This window comes from Pseudoxanthomonas sp. F11, assembly GCF_037046485.1.
In the GTDB taxonomy this organism is placed as follows: Bacteria; Pseudomonadota; Gammaproteobacteria; order Xanthomonadales; family Xanthomonadaceae; genus Pseudoxanthomonas_A.
In genome coordinates, this window is the sequence record NZ_JBANLZ010000003.1 from 90,145 (window position 1) to 109,729 (window position 19,585).

At 69.3% G+C, this 19,585-nt stretch carries 19 protein-coding genes; 10 read left to right on the forward strand and 9 right to left on the reverse strand.

The window, feature by feature from the left end:
- Positions 1 to 106: 106 nt before the first annotated feature.
- A complete protein-coding gene (locus V8246_RS10950) occupies positions 107 to 2,167 on the forward strand; it encodes a S9 family peptidase (protein WP_336189169.1) in 2,061 nt (686 codons plus the stop codon).
- A gap of 82 nt (positions 2,168 to 2,249) precedes the next feature.
- On the opposite strand, the gene aceA is transcribed toward V8246_RS10950, so the two are convergent.
- Together aceA and aceB are read right to left on the reverse strand one after the other, a co-directional pair.
- A complete protein-coding gene (aceA, locus tag V8246_RS10955; protein ID WP_185894896.1) occupies positions 2,250 to 3,584 on the reverse strand; it encodes an isocitrate lyase in 1,335 nt (444 codons plus the stop codon).
- Positions 3,585 to 3,690: 106 nt separating this feature from the next.
- Entirely contained in the window at positions 3,691 to 5,322 is a 1,632-nt protein-coding gene (gene aceB, locus V8246_RS10960; protein WP_336189505.1) for a malate synthase A, read from the reverse strand.
- A gap of 113 nt (positions 5,323 to 5,435) precedes the next feature.
- Between aceB and V8246_RS10965 the strand changes: the two genes are divergently transcribed.
- The 3 genes from V8246_RS10965 (at position 5,436) to V8246_RS10975 (ending at position 7,549) form a co-directional block, all read left to right on the forward strand.
- The gene (locus tag V8246_RS10965; RefSeq protein ID WP_185894894.1) at positions 5,436 to 6,404 is read left to right on the forward strand and encodes a LysR family transcriptional regulator; all 969 of its coding nucleotides are present in this window, start codon (positions 5,436 to 5,438) and stop codon (positions 6,402 to 6,404) included.
- A 12-nt stretch (positions 6,405 to 6,416) separates the two neighbouring features.
- A complete protein-coding gene (locus V8246_RS10970) occupies positions 6,417 to 7,127 on the forward strand; it encodes a helix-turn-helix domain-containing protein (protein ID WP_336189170.1) in 711 nt (236 codons plus the stop codon).
- 71 nt (positions 7,128 to 7,198) lie between these two features.
- Positions 7,199 to 7,549, forward strand: coding sequence for a VOC family protein (locus V8246_RS10975; protein WP_336189171.1), 351 nt, complete (start codon positions 7,199 to 7,201; stop codon positions 7,547 to 7,549).
- Between the two features lies 1 nt (position 7,550).
- Here V8246_RS10975 and V8246_RS10980 read toward each other — a convergent pair whose 3' ends face one another.
- Both V8246_RS10980 and V8246_RS10985 read right to left on the reverse strand, forming a co-directional pair.
- Positions 7,551 to 8,546 carry a hypothetical protein gene (locus V8246_RS10980; protein WP_336189172.1) on the reverse strand — a complete coding sequence of 332 codons (996 nt, stop codon included), beginning with the start codon at positions 8,544 to 8,546 and terminating at the stop codon, positions 7,551 to 7,553.
- Positions 8,547 to 8,619: 73 nt separating this feature from the next.
- Positions 8,620 to 8,904 carry a hypothetical protein gene (locus V8246_RS10985; protein ID WP_336189173.1) on the reverse strand — a complete coding sequence of 95 codons (285 nt, stop codon included), beginning with the start codon at positions 8,902 to 8,904 and terminating at the stop codon, positions 8,620 to 8,622.
- Between the two features lie 158 nt (positions 8,905 to 9,062).
- Here V8246_RS10985 and V8246_RS10990 point away from each other — a divergent pair, with 158 nt between their 5' ends.
- A complete protein-coding gene (locus V8246_RS10990; RefSeq protein WP_336189174.1) occupies positions 9,063 to 9,881 on the forward strand; it encodes a CHAD domain-containing protein in 819 nt (272 codons plus the stop codon).
- Between the two features lie 210 nt (positions 9,882 to 10,091).
- Entirely contained in the window at positions 10,092 to 12,782 is a 2,691-nt protein-coding gene (locus tag V8246_RS10995) for an EAL domain-containing protein (protein WP_336189175.1), read from the forward strand.
- A gap of 16 nt (positions 12,783 to 12,798) precedes the next feature.
- Here the strand turns inward: V8246_RS10995 and V8246_RS11000 are convergent, their stop codons facing one another.
- Positions 12,799 to 13,905 (reverse strand): alpha/beta hydrolase, encoded by a 1,107-nt coding sequence (locus tag V8246_RS11000; protein WP_336189176.1) that lies wholly within the window; start codon positions 13,903 to 13,905, stop codon positions 12,799 to 12,801.
- A gap of 79 nt (positions 13,906 to 13,984) precedes the next feature.
- Positions 13,985 to 14,380 carry a DUF1801 domain-containing protein gene (locus tag V8246_RS11005; protein ID WP_336189177.1) on the reverse strand — a complete coding sequence of 132 codons (396 nt, stop codon included), beginning with the start codon at positions 14,378 to 14,380 and terminating at the stop codon, positions 13,985 to 13,987.
- Between the two features lie 202 nt (positions 14,381 to 14,582).
- Between V8246_RS11005 and adhP the strand changes: the two genes are divergently transcribed.
- Positions 14,583 to 15,611: an alcohol dehydrogenase AdhP gene (adhP, locus tag V8246_RS11010; RefSeq protein ID WP_336189178.1), complete on the forward strand. Its 1,029-nt coding sequence runs from the start codon at positions 14,583 to 14,585 to the stop codon at positions 15,609 to 15,611.
- Positions 15,612 to 15,621: 10 nt separating this feature from the next.
- Entirely contained in the window at positions 15,622 to 15,765 is a 144-nt protein-coding gene (locus tag V8246_RS11015) for a hypothetical protein (RefSeq protein ID WP_336189179.1), read from the forward strand.
- Here the strand turns inward: V8246_RS11015 and V8246_RS11020 are convergent, their stop codons facing one another.
- The 3 genes from V8246_RS11020 to V8246_RS11030 all read right to left on the reverse strand — a co-directional run bounded on the left by V8246_RS11020 (position 15,766) and on the right by V8246_RS11030 (position 17,984).
- A complete protein-coding gene (locus V8246_RS11020; protein WP_336189180.1) occupies positions 15,766 to 15,999 on the reverse strand; it encodes a hypothetical protein in 234 nt (77 codons plus the stop codon). It abuts the gene before it with no gap.
- Positions 16,000 to 16,100: 101 nt separating this feature from the next.
- A complete protein-coding gene (locus tag V8246_RS11025; protein ID WP_336189181.1) occupies positions 16,101 to 17,069 on the reverse strand; it encodes a polysaccharide deacetylase family protein in 969 nt (322 codons plus the stop codon).
- A 75-nt stretch (positions 17,070 to 17,144) separates the two neighbouring features.
- Complete coding sequence (locus V8246_RS11030) at positions 17,145 to 17,984, reverse strand: arylamine N-acetyltransferase (protein WP_336189182.1); 840 nt, start codon at positions 17,982 to 17,984, stop codon at positions 17,145 to 17,147.
- Between the two features lie 169 nt (positions 17,985 to 18,153).
- On the opposite strand from V8246_RS11030, the gene V8246_RS11035 reads away from it, so the two are divergent.
- A complete protein-coding gene (locus V8246_RS11035; RefSeq protein ID WP_336189183.1) occupies positions 18,154 to 19,179 on the forward strand; it encodes a DUF2272 domain-containing protein in 1,026 nt (341 codons plus the stop codon).
- A 21-nt stretch (positions 19,180 to 19,200) separates the two neighbouring features.
- Entirely contained in the window at positions 19,201 to 19,578 is a 378-nt protein-coding gene (locus V8246_RS11040) for a hypothetical protein (protein ID WP_336189184.1), read from the forward strand.
- Positions 19,579 to 19,585 lie beyond the last annotated feature (7 nt).

Sequence of the window (19,585 nt, forward strand, 5' to 3'; positions counted from 1 at the left end):
CCTCCGGCCACGGCGGCGGACGATGCGGTGTGCTTTACTCGGGTCACACCTCGTGCCGGCGGACGTCCTGTCCGCTGTTCCCACTTCGCCACCCTGGAGTCCGCCCATGCGCCACCCCGCATTCCGCCTCACGCTGCTGGCCTCGACTGTCGCGTTCGCCCTCGCCGCGCAGGCTGCGCCGTCGGCCGCCGACCGCATCGCCGGTACCGAACTGATCGCGCGCGACGCCCTGTTCGGCAATCCCGAACGCGCCAACGTGCAGATCAGCCCCGACGGCAAGTACCTGAGTTGGGTCGCCGCCGTCGAGGGCGTGCTCAACGTCTGGGTCGCCCCGGCCGACAACCCGGCGCAGGCCAGGGCCGTCACCCAGGACAAGGCGCGCGGCATCCGCAGCTACTTCTGGTCCTACCAGCCCGACACGCTGCTGTACCTGCGCGACAGCGGCGGCGACGAAGACTTCCATCTGTATGCCGTGGACCTGAAGACCGGCCAGGCGAAGGACCTGACCCCCTTCCCGAAGACCACCGCGCAGGTCGTCGGGGTCAGCCCCAAGCACCCCGGCACGATCCTGGTCGGCATGAACGACCGCGACGCACAGTGGCACGACATCTACAAGGTCGATCTGGCCAGCGGCAACCGCACGCTGCTGGAGAAGAACGACGCGCAGATCGCCGGCTACATCGCCGACGCCGACTACACCCTCAAGTACGCGCAGCGCTCGCGCCCGGACGGTGGCGCCGATGTGCTGAGGCGCGGCGCCGACGGCGCATGGGAGAAGTTCGACGACATCCCGTTCGAAGACGTGCTGACCACCAGCCCCGGCGGGCTGACGCTGGACGGCAAGACGCTGTATTTCACCGATTCGCGCGGCCGCAACACGGCGGCGCTGTTCGCGATCGACGTGGCCAGCGGCGCGCGCACGCTGGTGATGGAGGACGCCCGCGCCGACGTGGGCGGCACGCTGGCCGACCCGGCAACGGGCAAGGTGCAGGCCGTGTCCGTGGACTACCTGCGCGACGAGTGGAAAGTGGTCGACCCGGCGATCCGGGCCGATCTGGAGAAGCTGAAGGCGATCGGCCCCGGCGATGTCTCCGTCAATACGCGCACGCTGGACGACAAGACCTGGATCGTCGCGTACTCGGCGGCCGAAGCGCCGCTGGTCTACTACCGCTACGACCGCGGCACCGGCACGCTCACCAAGCTCTTTTCCGCGCGACCGAAGCTGGAAGGCAAGCCGCTGGTCCCGCAGTGGCCGGTGGAGATCGCCTCGCGCGACAACAAGACGCTGGTCAGCTACCTGACCCTGCCGCGCAGCGCCGACGCGAACAGCGACGGCAAGGCCGAAACGCCCGTCCCGCTGGTGCTGCTGGTCCATGGCGGCCCATGGGCGCGCGATTCCTATGGCTACGGCAGTTACAACCAGTGGCTGGCCAACCGCGGCTATGCGGTGCTGTCGGTCAACTTCCGCGGCTCCACCGGCTTCGGCAAGGACTTCACCAACGCCGGCAACGGCGAGTGGGCCGGCAAGATGCACGACGACCTGATCGATGCCGTGCAGTGGGCGGTCAAGCAGGGCGTCACCACCCAGGACCAGGTGGCGATCATGGGCGGCAGCTACGGCGGCTACGCCACGCTGACCGGCCTGACCTTCACGCCGGATGCCTTCGCCTGCGGCGTGGACATTGTCGGCCCGTCCAACCTCAACACCCTGCTGAGCACGGTGCCGCCGTACTGGGCCAGCTTCTTCGAGCAGCTGGCCAAGCGCATGGGCGATCCACGCACCGAAGCGGGCAAGAAGTGGCTGACCGAACGTTCGCCACTGACCCGTGCCGACCAGATCAAGAAGCCGCTGCTGATCGGCCAGGGTGCGAACGACCCCCGCGTGAAGCAGGCCGAGAGCGACCAGATCGTGAAGGCGATGCAGGCCAAGAACATCCCGGTGACCTACGTGCTGTTCCCCGACGAGGGCCACGGCTTCGCCCGGCCGGAGAACAACAAGGCGTTCAACGCGGTGACCGAGGGCTTCCTGGCCCAGTGCCTGGGCGGTCGCGCCGAACCGATCGGCAAGGACTTCACCGGCTCCAGCATCAGCGTGCCGGTCGGTGCGGACGGCGTGCCCGGGCTGGCCGAGGCGCTGAAGGGGCATACGCAGGAAGTGAAGAAGTAGACCCGTTCCCTCTTCCGCTGCCGTAGAAGAGAAACGCCGGCGAACGCCGGCGTTTCTTCATGCGCATCCCTGCGATCGGCACTCAGGCCGCCTTTTCCTTTTCGTAGAACTGCTCTTCCTCGGTCGAGCCCTTCAGCGCGGTGACGCTGGAGCTGCCGCCCTGGATGACGGTGGTGACGTCGTCGAAGTAGCCCGCACCCACTTCCTGCTGGTGCGAGACGAAGGTGTAACCCTTCTCGCGTGCGGCGAATTCCGGCTCCTGCACCTGTTCGACGTAGTGCTTCATGCCCTCGCCACGCGCGTAGTCGTGGGCGAACTTGAAGGTGTTGAACCAGTTGATGTGGATGCCGGCCAGGGTGATGAACTGGTACTTGTAGCCCAGCGCCGACAGTTCGTCCTGGAAACGGGCGATCTGCGCATCGTCCAGGTTCTTCTTCCAGTTGAAGCTGGGCGAGCAGTTGTACGACAGCAGCTTGCCCGGATGCTTGGCATGCACTGCCTGGGCGAACTCGCGTGCGAAGCCGATGTCCGGCGTGCCGGTCTCGCACCACACCAGGTCGGCGTACGGCGCATAGGCGACACCGCGGCTGATCGCCTGCTCCAGGCCGTTCTTCACCCGGTAGAAGCCCTCCGCCGTGCGCTGGCCGGTGACGAAGGGCTGATCGTTGGCGTCGAAGTCGGACGTCAGCAGATTGGCGGCTTCGGCGTCGGTGCGGGCCAGCACGATGGTCGGCACGCCCAGCACGTCGGCCGCCAGGCGCGCGGCCTGCAGCTTCTGCACCGCTTCCTGGGTGGGCACCAGCACCTTGCCGCCCATGTGGCCGCACTTCTTCACCGCGGCCAGCTGGTCTTCGAAGTGCACGCCCGCCGCGCCGGCGATGATCATGTTCTTCATCAGCTCGTAGGCGTTCAGCACGCCGCCAAAGCCGGCCTCGCCGTCGGCGACGATGGGCAGGAAGAAGTCGATCGCGTCGGCTTCGTTCGCCTTGCCGTCGCAGATCGCCTTCCACTGGATCTCATCGGCGCGCTGGAAGGTGTTGTTGATGCGGCGGACCATCGTCGGCACCGAGTCGTAGGCGTACAGCGACTGGTCGGGGTACATGGTCTCGGAGGTGTTGCCGTCGGCGGCGACCTGCCAGCCGGACAGGTACACCGCTTCCAGCCCGGCCTTGGCCTGCTGCATCGCCTGGCCGGCACTGATCGCGCCGAACGCGTTGACGTAGCCCTTCTTCGCCTCGCCGTTGACGAGCTTCCACAGTTTCTCCGCGCCACGGCGGGCCAGGGTGTACTCCGGCTGCAGGCTGCCGCGCAGGCGGACGACATCCGCGGCGGCGTAGTCGCGCTTGATGCCGGTCCAGCGCGGGTTGCTGTCCCAGTCCTTCTGGATGGCGTCGATCTGCTGTTGCTTGGTGCTCATGGCGATGCTCCGTGATGTGGGGTGCTTCAGTGCGGTGCGGATGCGCGGGCGGAGGTGATGGGGTGGGCGCTACGAATCCCGATTCCCCATTCCCGAATCCCGGCCTTCAATCGATGCGGTCGTACGCGGGCAGGGTCAGGAAGTCGGCCAGCTCGTCGGCGCGGCTCAGCGCGTCGAGCAGGGCGATGGCCTCGGAGATGCGCTCCCCGCCCGGCAGCCGGCTGTGGTCGCCCAGCCTGGCGGGCAGCGCGGCCAGCGTGCGCTGCAGCAGGGCGTAGTCGATCTGGGTGCCGTCGCACAGGTGCACGTCGGCGACGTGCAGCCATTGCCAGATCTGCGTGCGCGAGATCTCGGCGGTGGCCGCGTCTTCCATCAGCCAGTGGATCGGCACGCAGCCGTTGCCGTCCAGCCACGCGGCCAGGTAGCGCACGCAGACCTCCACGTTGCCCTCGAAGCCGGCGCGGGTGATGGTGCCGGTGGACGGACGGATCAGGTCGTCGCGGGTAACCGTCACGTCCTCGCGCAGCACCCCGCGCTGGTTGGGCTGCGGCATATGCTCATCGAAGATCGCCTTCGCCACCGGGATCAGCGCCGGATGCGCCACCCAGGTGCCATCGTGGCCGGCGGTGACTTCACGCAGCTTGTCGGCGCGCACGCGGGCCAGTGCCTGTTCGTTGGCCGCTTCGTCGTTGTTGATCGGGATCTGCGCGGCCATGCCGCCCATCGCGTGCGCACCGCGCCGGTGGCAGGTCTGGATCAGCAGTTCCGAATACGCTTTCAGGAACGGCTGCGTCATCGTCACCTGGCCACGCTCGGGCAGCACCTTGTCGGCGTGGCGACGGAAGGTCTTCAGGTAGGAAAAGATGTAATCCCAGCGGCCGCAGTTCAGGCCCACGATGCGCTCGCGCAGCGCGTGCAGGATCTCGTGCATCTCGAACACCGCCGGCAGCGTCTCGATCAGCACGGTGACCTTCATCTGCCCGTGCGGCAGGCCCAGCGCCGACTCGATGTGCGACAGCGCGGTTTCCCACAGCGCGGCCTCTTCCATGCTCTGCAGCTTGGGCAGGTAGAAGTACGGGCCGCGGTCGCGGGCCTGCAGCGCGCGGGCGTTGTGCCAGGCGAACACCGCGATGTCGAACAGCCCGCCGGCGATCGGCGCGCCATCGATCAACACGTGCTTCTCGTCCAGGTGCCAGCCGCGCGGGCGCACCAGCAGCACCGCCTGCTCGTCCTGCGGCTTCAGCGCGTACTGCTTGCCGTTCTCGGCGGTGAACGCCAGGTCGCCCTGCACCGCGCCGATCAGCGCACGCTGGCCGGTCAGCAGGTTGTGCCAGGTCGGCGAGGTGGAATCTTCGAAATCGGCCATGAACACCTTCGCGCCGGAGTTCAGTGCGTTGATGACCATCTTCGGATCGACCGGTCCGGTGATCTCCACCCGGCGGTCCTGCAGGGCCGTCGGCACCGGGGCCACGGTCCAGTCGCCGTCGCGGATGGCGCGCGTGTCCTCGCGGAAGTCGGGCAGGCCACCGGCGTCGAAGAAGGCCTGGCGCTCACGGCGCGCCGCCAGGCGGGCCTGGCGCGCGGGCTCGATCGCGCGATGCAGCGAGACCAGCAGGGCCAGCGCGCCCGGGGGCAGCAGGGCGTCCTGCCCCACCAGGTTGGTGGTCAGGGCGATGCCGGGGGTGGGCCGATCGGCACGGGCGTCGCGCGGCGGCAGTGCGAAAGCGGTAGCGGACATCATGTGGAACTCCTGGCGTCTTGCTGGACTGGCACAGTGCTCCCCGCCTCAATTATTTGACAAAACAGTTTTGTCAATGCATTAAATAAGCTGTGCTTATATCTCGCTAGAACATGAGCTCTAAAGAAGCGCCAACCCCTCGATTTCCCTACAAATCCGATCGACTGAAGCCCCTGCGGGCGTTCTGCCAGACGGTGCGCCTGGGGTCGGTGTCGCGCGCCGCGGAGGCGCTTTTCGTCAGCCAGCCCGCCATCACCCTGCAACTGCAGGCGCTGGAACGGGAGCTGGGGGTCAGCCTGTTCGAGCGCAGCGGTCGCCGGCTGGCACCCAGCCGGGAAGGCGAAGTGCTGTACGAACTGGCCCAGCCGCTGGTGGCGGGCCTGGACGGGCTGGACGCGACCTTCCGCGAGAAGGTCAGCGGACTGGAGGCCGGCGAACTGAACGTGGCCGCCAACAGTTCCACCATCCTGTACCTGCTGCCGAAGATCGTGGAGCATTTCCGCCAGCAGCACCCCGAGGTGAAGCTGACCCTGCACAACGCCGCCAGCGCCGATGGCACGGATCTGCTGCGCTCGGACGCCGTGGACCTGGCCGTGGGCTCGGTGCTGGACGTGCCGGCCGACCTCAGCTACGCGCCGGTCTACCGTTTCGAACCGATGCTGATCACGCCGCCGGACCATCCGCTGGCAACCAAGCGCGACCTGCGCCTGGAGGATCTCTCGCCCTACGGCCTGATCCTGCCGCCCAAGCGGCTGGTCACCTACCGGCTGGTGGACCTGGTGTTCCAGCAGGCACGCGTGCCCTATACCGTCGCGTTGGAGGTGGGCGGCTGGGAAGTCATCAAGCAGTACGTCAGCATGGGCATGGGCATCTCCGTCATCGCCTCCATCTGCCTGACCGAGAGCGACCGCGACCGACTGACGGCGCGCTCGCTGAGCCAGTGGTTCCCCTCGCGCAGCTACGGGGTGGTGGTGCGCAAGGGCAAGTTCCTGTCGCCGCAGGCGCGCGCCTTCATCGAACTGATCCAGCCGCACCTGTTCGAGCGCCGCGACTACGATGAGAGCGGACATTCCGAACGCTGACGCCCAGCCTCCATGAGCGGCCGTTACCGACAACACGATTTCGCCCGCGACCAGTCCCTGCTCTGCCGCTGGGACTACGTGCAGGGCGCGCAGGCCACGCCCGCGCTGGTGCTGCCGGATGCCTGCATCGACCTGCTGTGGGATGGCGCGCGACTCAGCATCGCAGGGCCGGATACGCACGCCCAGTACGCCCGCATCGCACCCGGGGGTCGCGTGCAGGGCCTGCGGTTCGCACCGGCCATCGCCGCACGATGGCTGGGCGTCCCCTTGCATACGCTGGCCGACCAGCGCGTGGATGTGGGCGATCTCGGCAATCCTCGCCTGGCGACGCTGGCCGACCGGATGGCGGAGCGCGACACCGATGCGATGGGCTGGCTCGCCGAGCGGATCCTGCTCGACGCGCCGGCACGTGACGCCGCGATGCAGGCGGTGCATGCGCGACTTTCATGCGTGCAGCCCGCCTCGGTCGCGCAGCTCGCGCGCGATCTCGGCATCACCGAACGCACCCTGCTGCGCCGGTGCGACGAAGCGTTCGGCTACGGACCGAAACTGCTGGCACGCATCCTGCGGCTGCAACGCTTCCTGCACCGGCGACACGACGACACGACGCGGATGGAAGCGGCCCTGGACGCGGGCTATTACGACGCCGCCCAACTCGCTGGCGACACGCGACGCCTTACCGGCCTGACGCCGACGCAACTGGTGGCGCAGGTCGCGCGCTGACTGTCCGATTTCGCCAAGACACGCCGCTCGGACTTCGCCAGACTGGTGGCCTCTCTCATCGGGAATCCGCCATGAGCACCGCCGACCAGCACCACCGCATCGACTACCTCGAATTCAACGTCGCCTCCATCTCCACCTCGAAAGCCTTCTATGGCGACGCATTCGGCTGGACGTTCCAGGACTATGGCCCCGACTACTGCGAATTCCGCGACGGGCGTCTGACGGGGGGGTTCGCTCACGGCGCGGCGCAGCCGGGCGGCGCCTTGGTGGTGCTGTATTCGACAGCGCTGGAAGACAGCCTGGTGCGGGTGGAGCAAGCCGGAGGCCGCATCACCAAGCCGATCTTCGCCTTCCCCGGCGGACGGCGTTTCCAGTTCGCCGATCCCGACGGCTACGAACTGGCCGTGTGGTCGGCCGCCTGAGTCAGCGCGCGTCGTAGCGCGCCAGCAGCGCGCGGTGGCCCGAGCGCCACTGCGCGAGTCCGGCAGGCGAACCCTCGAACGTGCTGTCGAGGAACGCCAGCGACAACGATTCGGTGGCCCGCTTCACGTCCTCGCTGACCTCGCGCGAATCGAAATAGCGGTGGTCGGTGAACACGTTGTGGGTGCCGTACCGGTAGACCGCCAGTACCTTCCGCGTACCGCCGATGGCGTCGAACACCTTCAGGCGGTCGTCCACGCCCGAGCCGAAGCCGGGGATGCGGATGATGTCGTCGGCGGTGGTCACGTGCAGGGTGGGAATGCGGATGCCGGACAGGATGGGGCGGAAGTCCTGGTCGCCATAGAACGGCGGCGCGGAAATCACGATCGCGGCGCGGATGCGCGGGTCGCGCAACTGGATCGCACGACCGTGGCGCACGACACGCGCGCCGGCCGACATCAGGGTGGTGTTGGCGCCGTAGGAATGCCCCGCCGCGACGACGCGCGCGCGGTCGATGCGCGCGCCCCACTCGCCCGCCAGTACGCGGTCCAGGGCGAAGCGCTGGTCGCGCACGCGCTGGATGGCTTCGGCATCGCCTGCCGCGCGCTGGAAGCGGGACACCAGGGTGAACGGATTGCCTTCCCATAGCGCACGGTCGCTGCCGACATGCTGGACGTGGACGCTGGCGATACCGTGGCGCGCCCAGTAGCGCCCCAGGTAGGTGTAGCCGTCGCGCGCGCTGCCGATACCGTGCGAGAACACCACCAGCGGCACGGTGCGCGTCCGCGCCGCGTCCGGCCAGAACAGCTTGACCGGCACCGCGCGATCACGCGCCGGGTCGAACCAGTCCAGGTCCTGCACGCGGTAACCGGCGTGAAGGCCCGCATCCGCGTCGCCACCGGCGGGCGCGTGCGAAGACGCCGCCAACATCGGCGCCAGCAGCAAAAACGACAGCAGGGCCACCACGCGGTGGCGATGGAGGAAGGCGGCAACGTTCATCGGCAACACATCACGAAAGGAAGACCGCGCGCCTGGGCGACGCACGGGACGACACGCGCGCGGATCGCGGCGCCTATTTTTTCTTCGGGCGTCCGGCCTTCACCGGCGCCAGGGCATCCAGCGCCCGGGCGAGCGCCTGCGGCGACAACCCGGCCAGCGCGTGCAGGCCCGCGCGCAGCAACTCGCTCTTCTTGGCCGGCCGCTGCACCTGCAGGGCGCGGCCCTTCAGTACACCGACCAGCGCGAAGTCATCGGCCGGCATGGTGAAGCTGTCGCGCACGAGTTTGGCCAGTCGGTCATCGGCGCGGGCGGGCGTGCCCGTTCCGGCCGCTTCACGCACTTTGCGGGACCTGGCCATGCGGACTCCTGAAATCGTATAAACGATTTATACCTTTTTCCGATGTCCACCGCCAAGCCCATGGCCGCCGACGAACGGCCGTCGTTCATCGGGCGTCGTCCGGCGCCGGAGGCGTCCCACAGTCGTAGACTGGACCCCTGCCCCCGTGGGTCCTGCCGATGAGCCACCGTGTTGCCTCCCTGCGCACGGGCGAGCGTGCCGCCCTGCTCGCCGCCGAGGAAGCGTGCGCGCTGGTCACCGCGCTGGCCGTCGCACCGCACGATCCGACCGGCGTGCACGAAGCGCGCAAGAGTCTGCGCCGGCTGCGCTCGCTGCTCGCGCTGGTGCGCGACGCACTGGGCAAGGAGGCGGTGGACGCCATCGACGACGAACTGCGGGCCATGACCCGCGACCTGTCCGCCCTGCGCGACGGGCAGGTGGTGCAGGACCTGGCGCGCCTGCTGGCACGCGAAGCCACCGACCCCGGTGAACGGGAGAACTGGCAGGCCCTGCTGCCGGCACTGGCCCGGCGCCATGAGCAGGTGCTGGCCGCAGCCTTGTGCGAGGACCCCGGTTACATGCGCCGCCAGGCCCAAGCCCACCGCCAGGCCGAGCAGCTGCGACAACTGCCGTGGCAGCGGCTGAAAGCCGGCGACCTGCGCCACGCGCTGGCGCGCTCGGAGCGGCGCCAGGCACGCGCGCAGGCGAAAGCGATGGCCAGCGGCCAGGTGGACGACCTGCACGACTGGCGACGCAAGTCGCGTCGCCTGCGCATGCAGCTGTCGGCCTTGCGCAAGCTGCAGGTGACGCCGCGTGGCAAGGCCGCGCGACTGCCACCGCGGTTCATCAGCCAACTGGTCGACCAGTTGGGCACCCTGCAGGACCTGGTCCTGCTGCATCGCGCGCTGGAGGCGCTCGAACCCGCACACGCGCGAGCGAAACGGGTCATGCCGCGACCGCGCGTGCGCTTCGCTTCACCGATCCAGCCACTGGCGTAATTGCGTTTACCGCTTAATCGACGGCACGGTAACCCTCGTCAAGAACGACCCCCTGGGGCCGATACTGACGCATGAGGCCCTCCCGGCGCCGGCGGAACGCCAGACGCACGGCGACGCCTCGATCCGACGGGCTTGGCACGAAGCCTGCATGCCTCCGTTGGTCCACCCCATCGGGGCGGATCGCCTCTCACGCAGGAGTATTCCCCGCAGGTGGACGCCCCCTCCACGATCGCCGACGACGTATCCCCCCAGCGCCTGTCCTCTCCGCGCGCGCGGATGCCGCCGCTGGCGTGGGCGACGGTGGTGGTGCTGCTGGGCCTGTCGAGCACCGCGGTGGTGGCCCATCGCGAGTGGCGCGACCTGCAGGAACGCGCCGAGGAAGCCAGGCGCGAACTGGCCGACGCAGGCGCCGCGCGCCTGCGGGTGCCGCTGGAGCAGGCGGCCCTGATGCTGCGCGCCATGCAGACCGTGTTCCTGGCCAACGACCAGATGGACCAGGCGCGCTTCAGCCAGTACCACGCCAGCCTGCGCAGCCCGCTGCCCCCGACCGCCTACACCTCGGTGGCGTTTGCGCGCCGCTCGCCCGCGGGCGAGCCCCTGGCCGATCACGTGTCCTACCGCTACGAATTCGTCGCCCCCTACAAAGCCAACACGTCGCTGATCGGCTTCGACATGGTGACGCAGAAGGCCAACCTGGCCGCCCTGCTGCGCGCGCGCGATACCGACACCGTGGTCATTTCCGCGCCGTTCGCGCTGCAGCAGTCGGTACCCAGCGGGCAGAACCCGCTGGGCGTCACCCTGCGCCTGCCGGTGTATTCCGACGGCCCCACGCCGACCACGCCCAACCAGCGGCGCGCCCGGGAGATCGGCGCGCTGGCCATCGGCATCCGCCTGCAGCCGCTGGCGGAATCGGCCCTGTCGGGCCCGGTGCTGGACGGCTTCCGCGTGCGCATCTACGACGCCACCGCCAGCGCGCACCCGTTCTACGATTCCGGCACGCCCATGGCCGCCGGCATGCCCGTGCAGCAACGCCGCCTGGACATCGGCGGGCGGCAGTGGCGCATCGAGATGCTGCCGCGCCCGCAACCGCTGGAGCTCGGCCGTCTGCAGGCGCTGCTGGCGGGCGGCGGCACCATCAGCCTGCTGCTGGCCGCACTGGCGTGGTCGCTGGCCAGTACCCGGCGACGGGCCGAAGCGCTGGGCGAACAGATGAGCCAGCGCTACCGCGAGAGCGAACTGCGCTTCCGCGCCCTCAATGAGCTGCTGCCTGCCCTGGTCCTGCTGGCCGATGCGCGCGATGGCCGCATCGTCTACGCCAACCAGGCGGCGCGACTGCGCCTGGGCGACCCGACCGGACTGCCGCTGTCGGCCCTGTTCTCCGATCCTCAGCTGCAGCAGCGCGCACGCGACGCCGACACCATCGGCAACGACTGGGGCAACCTGGAGGCGGTGCTGCTCAGCCCCGGCGGCGACGCCTTCTGGGCCAGCGCCTCGATCGCGCATGTGGACGTGGAGGAACGGGCACACCTGCTGATGGTGGCCACGGACATCTCCGAGCAGCGCGAACTGACCGAACGCCTCAGCTACCAGGCGACCCATGACGCGCTGACCGAACTGTGCAACCGCCGCGAGTTCGAGCGTCGCGTCGAGGAAGCCCTCAGCGAGCGCAAGGGGCGCGCGGCGTGCGATCCCTGCGCACTGCTGTACATCGACCTGGACCAGTTCAAGCTGATCAACGACGTGTCCGGCCACATGGCCGGCGACCAGCTGCTGGCGCAACTGGCGCTGGCCATGCGCCAGCAGCTGCGCGGTGGCGACGTGCTGGCGCGCCTGGGCGGCGACGAATTCGGCCTGATGGCCTTCCACGTGGATGCCGAGGGCGCGCGCGCCCTGGCCGAACGACTGCGCGAGTGCATCGAGGCGCTGATGTTCGTATGGCAGGACCGCACCTACACCGTCAGCGCCAGCATCGGCGTGGTGGTGGTGGACCAGCAGGAGCCCACGCTGAAGGACCTGCTGGCCTGGGCGGACACCGCCTGCTACCTGGCCAAGGAGAACGGCCGCAACCGCGTGCACGTGTACCGCCAGGACAACGAGACCACGCGGCGCCAGGGCGAGATGGAATGGGCGGGCCGGCTGCGCTGGGCCGTCGAACAGGACCGCCTGCTGCTGGACTACCAGGAGATCGTGCCGCTGGATGGCAGCGACACCGCCACCAGCATCGAACTGCTGCTGCGCCTGCGCGACGAGGACGGCGGCGTGGTACTGCCCGGCGCCTTCCTGCCCGCAGCCGAGCGCTACGGGCTGATGCCTGCCATCGACCGCTGGGTGATCCGCAATGCACTGGCGCATTTCGGCCAGCTGCACGGTACCGGACTGCGCCTGGGCACCTGCGCGATCAACCTGTCGGGCGCGAGCATCGAGGACGAGGGCCTGGCGGACTTCATCCTGGCCCGCATCGCCGAGTACGCGGTGCCGGCGCACCGGCTGTGCTTCGAGATCACCGAGACGGTGGCCGTGCGCAACCTGCTGAAGGTGGTCGCCGTGATCGAGCGCCTGCGCCGCGCAGGCTGCCGGATCGCGCTGGACGACTTCGGCGCCGGCATGTCGTCCTTCGGCTACCTGAAGAACCTGCCGGTGGACCTGATCAAGATCGACGGCAGCTTCATCCGCGACCTGGAAACCGACCCGATGAGCCGCACCATCGTCAGCGCCATCGCCCAGATCGGTCACCAGCGCGGCCTGAAGGTGGTGGCCGAGTGGGTCGCCAGTCCGAAGAGCTGCGATGCGTTGCGTTCGCTGGGCGTGGACTACGGCCAGGGTTTCGCGCTGCATCGCCCGGAGCGGGTGCTGTTCCAGCGCGAACAGCCTCCCCCGCGCCGGCTGGCCGTGGTGCGCTGATCGCGCGCAACGCGGTTCAGCGCGCGGGCGTCTCCACTGCCCGCGGCCGCACGTGCTCCAGCAGGCTGACCAGCACCTTGCCCGGCTCCTCCCACGGGATCATGTGCGCGGAATGCTCGAACCACACGCCCTGCTTGTAGGGCGCGCGCACCTTCGCCAGCCAGGCCGCAGTGGGCTCGGATGGCGTGGTGTAGTCGTGCCGGCCCATGAACATCACCACCGGGATGGGAAACGTCTCCACCGCGTCGAAATCGACCTGCAGGAATTCGTCCAGCAAGCGTTCCAGCGTGAACAGGCTGCCGGCATGGATGGCACAGCGGGCGGCATCGTCGTAGTCGGGCGACAGGCGCGGCCCGCGGTAGAAATAGTCCGAACTGTCGCGGTAGGCGGTCAGCCCGCCATAGTGCTGCGGCCACTTGCGTGCGATGACGATGCGCTCGCGGGTGATCGGCTGGTCGCCCGGATACGGGGCGATGGCCTCCATCTCCCGCACCGCTTCCAGGTTGCCCTTCCCGCGTGCGGTACGCAGGCCGTAGTCGAAGCTGACCTGCTCGTTGGTCCGCACGTTGATCACCTGGCCGATGCCTACATAGGCGTGGAACAGGTCCGGCCGCTGCAGTGCCGCGTGCATCGCCACCACGGTGCCCCAGCTGTGCGCCATCAGCACCAGCTTGCGCTTGTGGTAGCGCGTGCGCAGGTATTCGGCCAGCGCGATGGCATCGTCGACATAGCGCTGGATGTGCAGGGTATCGGCGACCGCGTCGCGGTCGTTGAGCAGCAGCGTCCGGCCAGCGCCGCGCTGGTCGTAGTTGACGACCGTGAAGTACTCCTCCAGCGGGCGCTGGAACTGCCACAGCGTGGGGATGATCGGCGAGGCCGGACCGCCGTGCACGAACAGCACCATCGGATTGTCGCGATCCTGCCCGCGCACGTTCACCCACTGGCGGATACCGCCGATCTCCACCGCGTACGCCTCCTGCACGCCGGTGGGCGCGGTGATGCGGCCTAGGTCGGCGATGACCTCGCGTGCCGGCGCGTAGGCCGAACGGTCCGGGCAGCTCTCCTGCGCCTGCACGCCCAGCGGCAGCCAGGCGAGCAGGAAGGCGGCGAATGCGTGTTTCATCCTCATCTCCATCCGGGGGATGCCGCCATTGTCGGCCAGGCCAGGCGGAGACGACCGTGTCGTTGGTCCCTGTCGGCGATCAGAGATGCGTCATCCACTGCCGCAGCAGGGCCTGCAGGGCCGCTTCGCGAACCTCCACGTCCCCGGGGCAGCCGAAGTCCAGCGTCGCGCGATCGGCGCCGAGCCAGGTCAGCAGTCCCTGCGGATCGGCGATCGCGTCCGCCGGCAGCGCGCGCCTGCCCGCGCCCAGATGCAGCACCAGCAGCACGCGGTCCGCCCTCCTCAACTGCATCGTGGCGAAATGGCGGCCCTCCACGTGGAAACTCGGTGCGTTCCACTTGATGGCCTCGCCGATGCGCGGATCGGTGGCGCGGATCGCGATGCGCAGTCGCTGGAGGGTGGCGTCCTGCGGATGCGCCAGCGCGGCAAGGAACGCGCCGACATCGGCGGGCGCGGCGGCTTTCTTCCCTGGCATCGGGTCTCCGGAACGGGGGCAGGCGCGGATGTGTACCCGCACCACGGTACACGGCACGGCAGGCGATGCCTACGTCGGATGCGACCGTGGGACGGTCCGACGAGCGGCCAGCCAAGGTGGGCAAGGCTTGATCGGAATCAACGCGCCCCGTGCGTCCTCCCCGTAACGTGGGTGGCCTGTCGGGCCACTACCGGAGCAGCAGATGGACAGCACCATGAAGGCCGCCGTCGTGCGGGAGTTCGGCAAGCCGCTGGTGATCGAGGAAGTCCCTGTGCCGCGTCCCGCGGCCGGCGACATCCTGGTCAAAATCCAAGCCTGTGGCGTATGCCACACCGACCTGCATGCCGCCGAGGGCGACTGGCCGGTGAAGCCCAATCCCCCCTTTATTCCTGGCCACGAGGGCGTCGGCCATGTGGTGGCCGTCGGCGCCGGCGTCCGCCACGTGAAGGAAGGCGACCGCGTGGGCATCCCGTGGCTGTACTCGGCCTGCGGCCATTGCGAGCACTGCCTGGGCGGCTGGGAGACGCTGTGCGAGACGCAGCAGAACACCGGCTATTCGGTCAATGGCGGCTTCGCCGAGTATGCGCTGGCCAACGCCGGCTACGTGGGCCACCTGCCGGACAACGTGGGCTTCGTCGAGATCGCGCCGGTGCTGTGCGCGGGCGTGACCGTCTACAAGGGCCTGAAGGTCACCGACACGCAGCCCGGCGACTGGGTGGTGATTTCCGGCATCGGCGGACTGGGCCACATGGCCGTGCAGTATGCGAAGGCGATGGGCCTGAACGTGGCGGCGGTGGATGTGGACGATACGAAGCTGGCGCTCGCACGCCGCCTGGGCGCCACGGTCACCGTCAACGCCCGGACCACCGACCCGGTGGCGTACCTGAAGAAGGAAATCGGCGGCGCGCATGGCGCCCTGGTCACCGCGGTATCGCCGAAGGCGTTCGAGCAGGCCATCGGCATGGTCCGCCGCGGCGGCACGGTGTCGCTCAACGGCCTGCCGCCGGGGCAATTCCCGCTGGACATCTTCGGCATGGTGCTCAACGGCATCACCGTGCGCGGCTCCATCGTCGGCACGCGCCTGGACCTGCAGGAGTCGCTGGCCTTCGCGGCGATGGGCAAGGTGGCCGCGACGGTGGCGACCGACCGGCTGGAGAACATCAACGATGTGTTCGCGCGCATGCACGCCGGCACCATCGAAGGCCGCATCGTGCTGGACTTCGCCACCTGAGGGTCCCCGGATGGCACCGCCCCTGACCGACGCATCGCCCCGCGCAGCCACCCCTCCCCTGCAGGCGATCGCGACAGCGGCGGCGTTGCAGCGGATCGACACGGGGTCCACCGACGAGGAATGCGCTGCGCCGGCCACGGCCGGGCGCGCGTGATCACCCGGGGCTGGCCTTGCCGGCGATCATGCGCGCCGCCTGCGCCTTGCCGGCGGCCAGCGCGTCGTAGCAGGTGAAGTAGTCGCGGCCGTCGTGCCACGCCTCGCCCCAGGCGCCGCCCTGCGCGGCGCGCACGCGCACCGCCAGCGACCACGGCTGCCGGTCGTCGGTCCGCTCGATCACCACTTCGACCAGATGCCCCTGGCAGGTCGACAGGTCCACCTTCTTCTGCATGCACGGATCCCCGGCGGGATGGAGGTTCGCCCTGCCTGGCGTGCATTCCGGTCCGCCCTGGTCCATAACGGCCAACGCGGAAAGCCGACGACGCGGGCCAGCTACTCCGATGCCACGCCCGCGAGCTGCAGCACCCAGCCCGGCACCTCGGGTTCACCGGCGTAGAAGTCCTTCGGCTTGTTCTCCGCCATCGCCCAGCGGTGCAGCCAGCTGGGACCGTAGCGCCCGTTGTAGCCGTCCTCGCCGCGCGCATAGGCGGGGTCGCGCATCGCCTCGTCCAGCGTCACCACGCGGTAGCCGCGGCGCTGCACACCGGCCACCAGGTCCGCATAGGCGACGGCGTTCAGTTCGTTCGCATGCAGCAGCCACACCTGCGGCAGCGCGTAGCCCAGCAGGGCCTGCGACTGCCGCTCGTAGTAATCGACCTTGTTGAGCATGTAGGGAACATAGCCGCGCCGCAGCCGCTCCAGCGTGGCCGCGCGCGCGGGCGTGTCGGGCTGGCCATCCAGCACGTTCGCATAGGCGAAGGCCCACACCCATTCGCCGTTGTCGACGGTAACCGGCGCGATGCGGTAGCCGTGCTGGTCAAGGAAGGCCGACAGCGCGGCCCGCTCTTCCGGCGTGCGGCCGGCACGCAGGTAGGGGTGGCGGAACCAGCGCGGCACCTGGCCGCGTTCGGCCAGCAGCGGACGCAACACGCGCTCACCGTCCAGGATGTCCTGCTGGAACGCCGGCAACCCGACCGCATGCAGGTCGAGGTGGCCATGGGTGTGGTTGCCCAGTTCGTGACCCGCATCCCGCCAGTCGCGCAGCATCGCCACCCGCGCCGGCTGCGCCTGCCCGTCGATCTCCAGCTTGCCTTCATTGACGAAGCCCACCACGGGCACGCCGGCCTGCTTCAGCTGCGCCATCAGCTGCGCATGGCGCAGCGGCAGGTCTGCCGGCGGGGTCTTGTCCATGCGCTGCCATGGCAGGTCGTCGATCGTGATGGCGATGCGGCGGTCGGGTTCGGCGGCGCCCGCGCCGAAGGCGAGCAGCACCAGCAGCCAGGCGGTCATCGGAAGGCGCATGCGGTCGGCTTCGGGAGGGAGGGCTTGAAGCTTACCCGCGCATCCCGATCCGGTCACCGACGCAACACGTCCCGATCACGCGCTGGCCGACGCGCCGCTGCCCCGCCACGCCTCGATGACGGCGTGCAGGCCGGGATGCGCCGGCACGCGGATACCGAAGCCCTGCTGCAGTTCCGCGATCACCGCGTGCGCATCCGCCAGCGGCCAGCGCTCGCTGGCAAGGCCGATGCGGTGCAGCGCGACCCCGCCACTGCCCAGGGTCCTGCGCCACCCCGGACCGGTACGCGCCACGCGCAGCTGGCCCATGAACGGCGAGTCCGGGTGCGTGCTGACGTACCAGTTGCCGACCACCTGGTCGATCTCGGCCTGCGGCTGCAGGTCGAACGCGTACATTCGGCGCCATTGCCCGGCCACCTGCGCGTGCAGGGTGTATTCGTCGCCGTGGCGGGTGATGCGGTACGGCTCGTGCGGCGTGGACTGCACCGCTTCGGTCTCCAGGCGCAGTGGCGCGGTCGGCACCATGCCGCCGAAGCCGACATCGACGAGGTAGCGCTCGCCGTCCACCCTGACCAGCAGAAGCAGATGGGTCCGCGCGGGCACGGCGTCCTCGGCCTCACCCATCAGCACGCGGGCGGCGATGGCGCGTGCGTCGTAGCCCAGCGTGCGCAGCAGGGCCAGGAACAGCCGGTTGAGTTCGTAACAATAGCCGCCGCGCCCGTCGTGCAGCAGCTTGCGCTCGATCGACGGCAGGTCCAGCGGCACGGGCAACCGCAGCAGGCTGGACAGGGTCTCGAACGGGAACACGGCGGTATGGCGCGCCTGCAGCGCGCGCAGGGTAGCCAAGGTGGGGGCGGGCGGCTGGTCGTGGCCCAGGCGGTGCAGATACAGCGCGGCATCGGTGAGCAGCGGGGGCATGGGGACTCCTCGGAGGGCGGGACGCCAGCCTGCGACCTCGAGCGCGGTTGAGGTCAAGCGCGCTTGCGGAGCAGGCCTTTTGCATACCTTCACGCCGCGTGAGGATGCCGTGTCCTGCGGATGCGGCATGATGCGTAGGTAAGGATCACGGACCCTCAAGGATCATCTGATGCGTGCATGGCTGTTGCTGCCCTTCCTGCTGCTGACCTCCCTGGCCGCGCACGCGGCCGACCCCTGCCCGCAGCTGGCGCAGCAGACGCCGTCCGACGTCGCCACCCGCATCGCCGCCGTCGCCTGCCGCGAGCACCTGATGTGGTATCGCCCCTTCATCGACCGCGACGGCCGGCTGGCGAACGCGCCGGTGATGGAAGCCGAATCGTCGCTGTTGTCCATCGGCGAAGACCGTGCCTGGCAACGCGTGGCGCGTTACTGGCGCGACAGCGGCCTGCTGTCCGCGATCGGCCATCGCCGCGGTGCGACCGAGTGCCTGTATGCCTCGGCGACCGGCCCGCAGGCCGAAGCCTGCCGCGGCTTCGTGGTGGACACGCCGTGGTCGGCCGCCTTCATTTCCTGGGTGATGCGCGAAGCCCGGGTGCCGGGTTTCCGCGGTTCCAGCCGCCATTTCAGCTACGTGCGGGCGGCTTACCAGGACCCGTCGACGAACGCCTTCGACCTCATCGACGTGGCCCGCGCCACACCCATGCTCGGCGACCTGATCTGCTACGTGCGCCAGGCCGGCCGCCTGTTCGGCCATGAAGGGGTGCTGCCGCTGCTGCGTAGCGGCACCGGCCTGGACATGCATTGCGACATCGTGGTGGCGGTGAACCCCGGCAACGACAGCACCGCGTACGCGATCGGCGGCAACGTGCAGCAGGCGGTGACGATGCGGATGCTGCCGCTGAACCGCAACGGCGAGTTCTGGGGCGGCCTGCCGCTGCGGATCGGCGACGGCACGCTGTGCGCCCCCGACAACGAAGCGGCCTGCAACATGAACCGCCAGGACTGGGTCGCGATCCTGCGCCTGAAGTCGCCGGCGGAACTGGCGAAGCTTCCGGGCTATCTGCCGCCGGTACAGGACGCGCCCGAGGCGTCGCCGGAAAAGCAGGAATGCTGCGTGAACTGCGTGGTCGGTTCGGGCGTGCCACGCTGCCCCGCCGCGGCTACCCAAGCCACCGAACCTGCCGCGAACCCCTGAGCCGCGCCCTGGAGCCCTTCCATGAAGCCATACCCCACCGCCTCGACCGTCCGCCTGACCGCCACGATGGGCGCGTGCCTGGCGCTGGCCGCCTGCACCACCATGCCGGCCGCCCCCGCCTGGGTGCCGGGCCAGCAAGTCACGGTAGAAGGTCAGGTGGCCACCATCGACACCACGCCCTGGACGTACGACGGCAGCGCGGTGGTCACGCTCGCCACGCCGACCGGCAGCGTCGACGTACACCTGCCGGCGCGCTGGAATCTGTGCAAGGCACCGCCGCCAGACAACGTACAGGCGCTGAAGGCCGGCGACCGCGTGCGCGCCACCGGCACGGCATCCGAACCGCATACGCTGGTGGTCTGCGAGCACACCGGGCACGGCCTGCACCGCGCGCCGTGACGCTGGC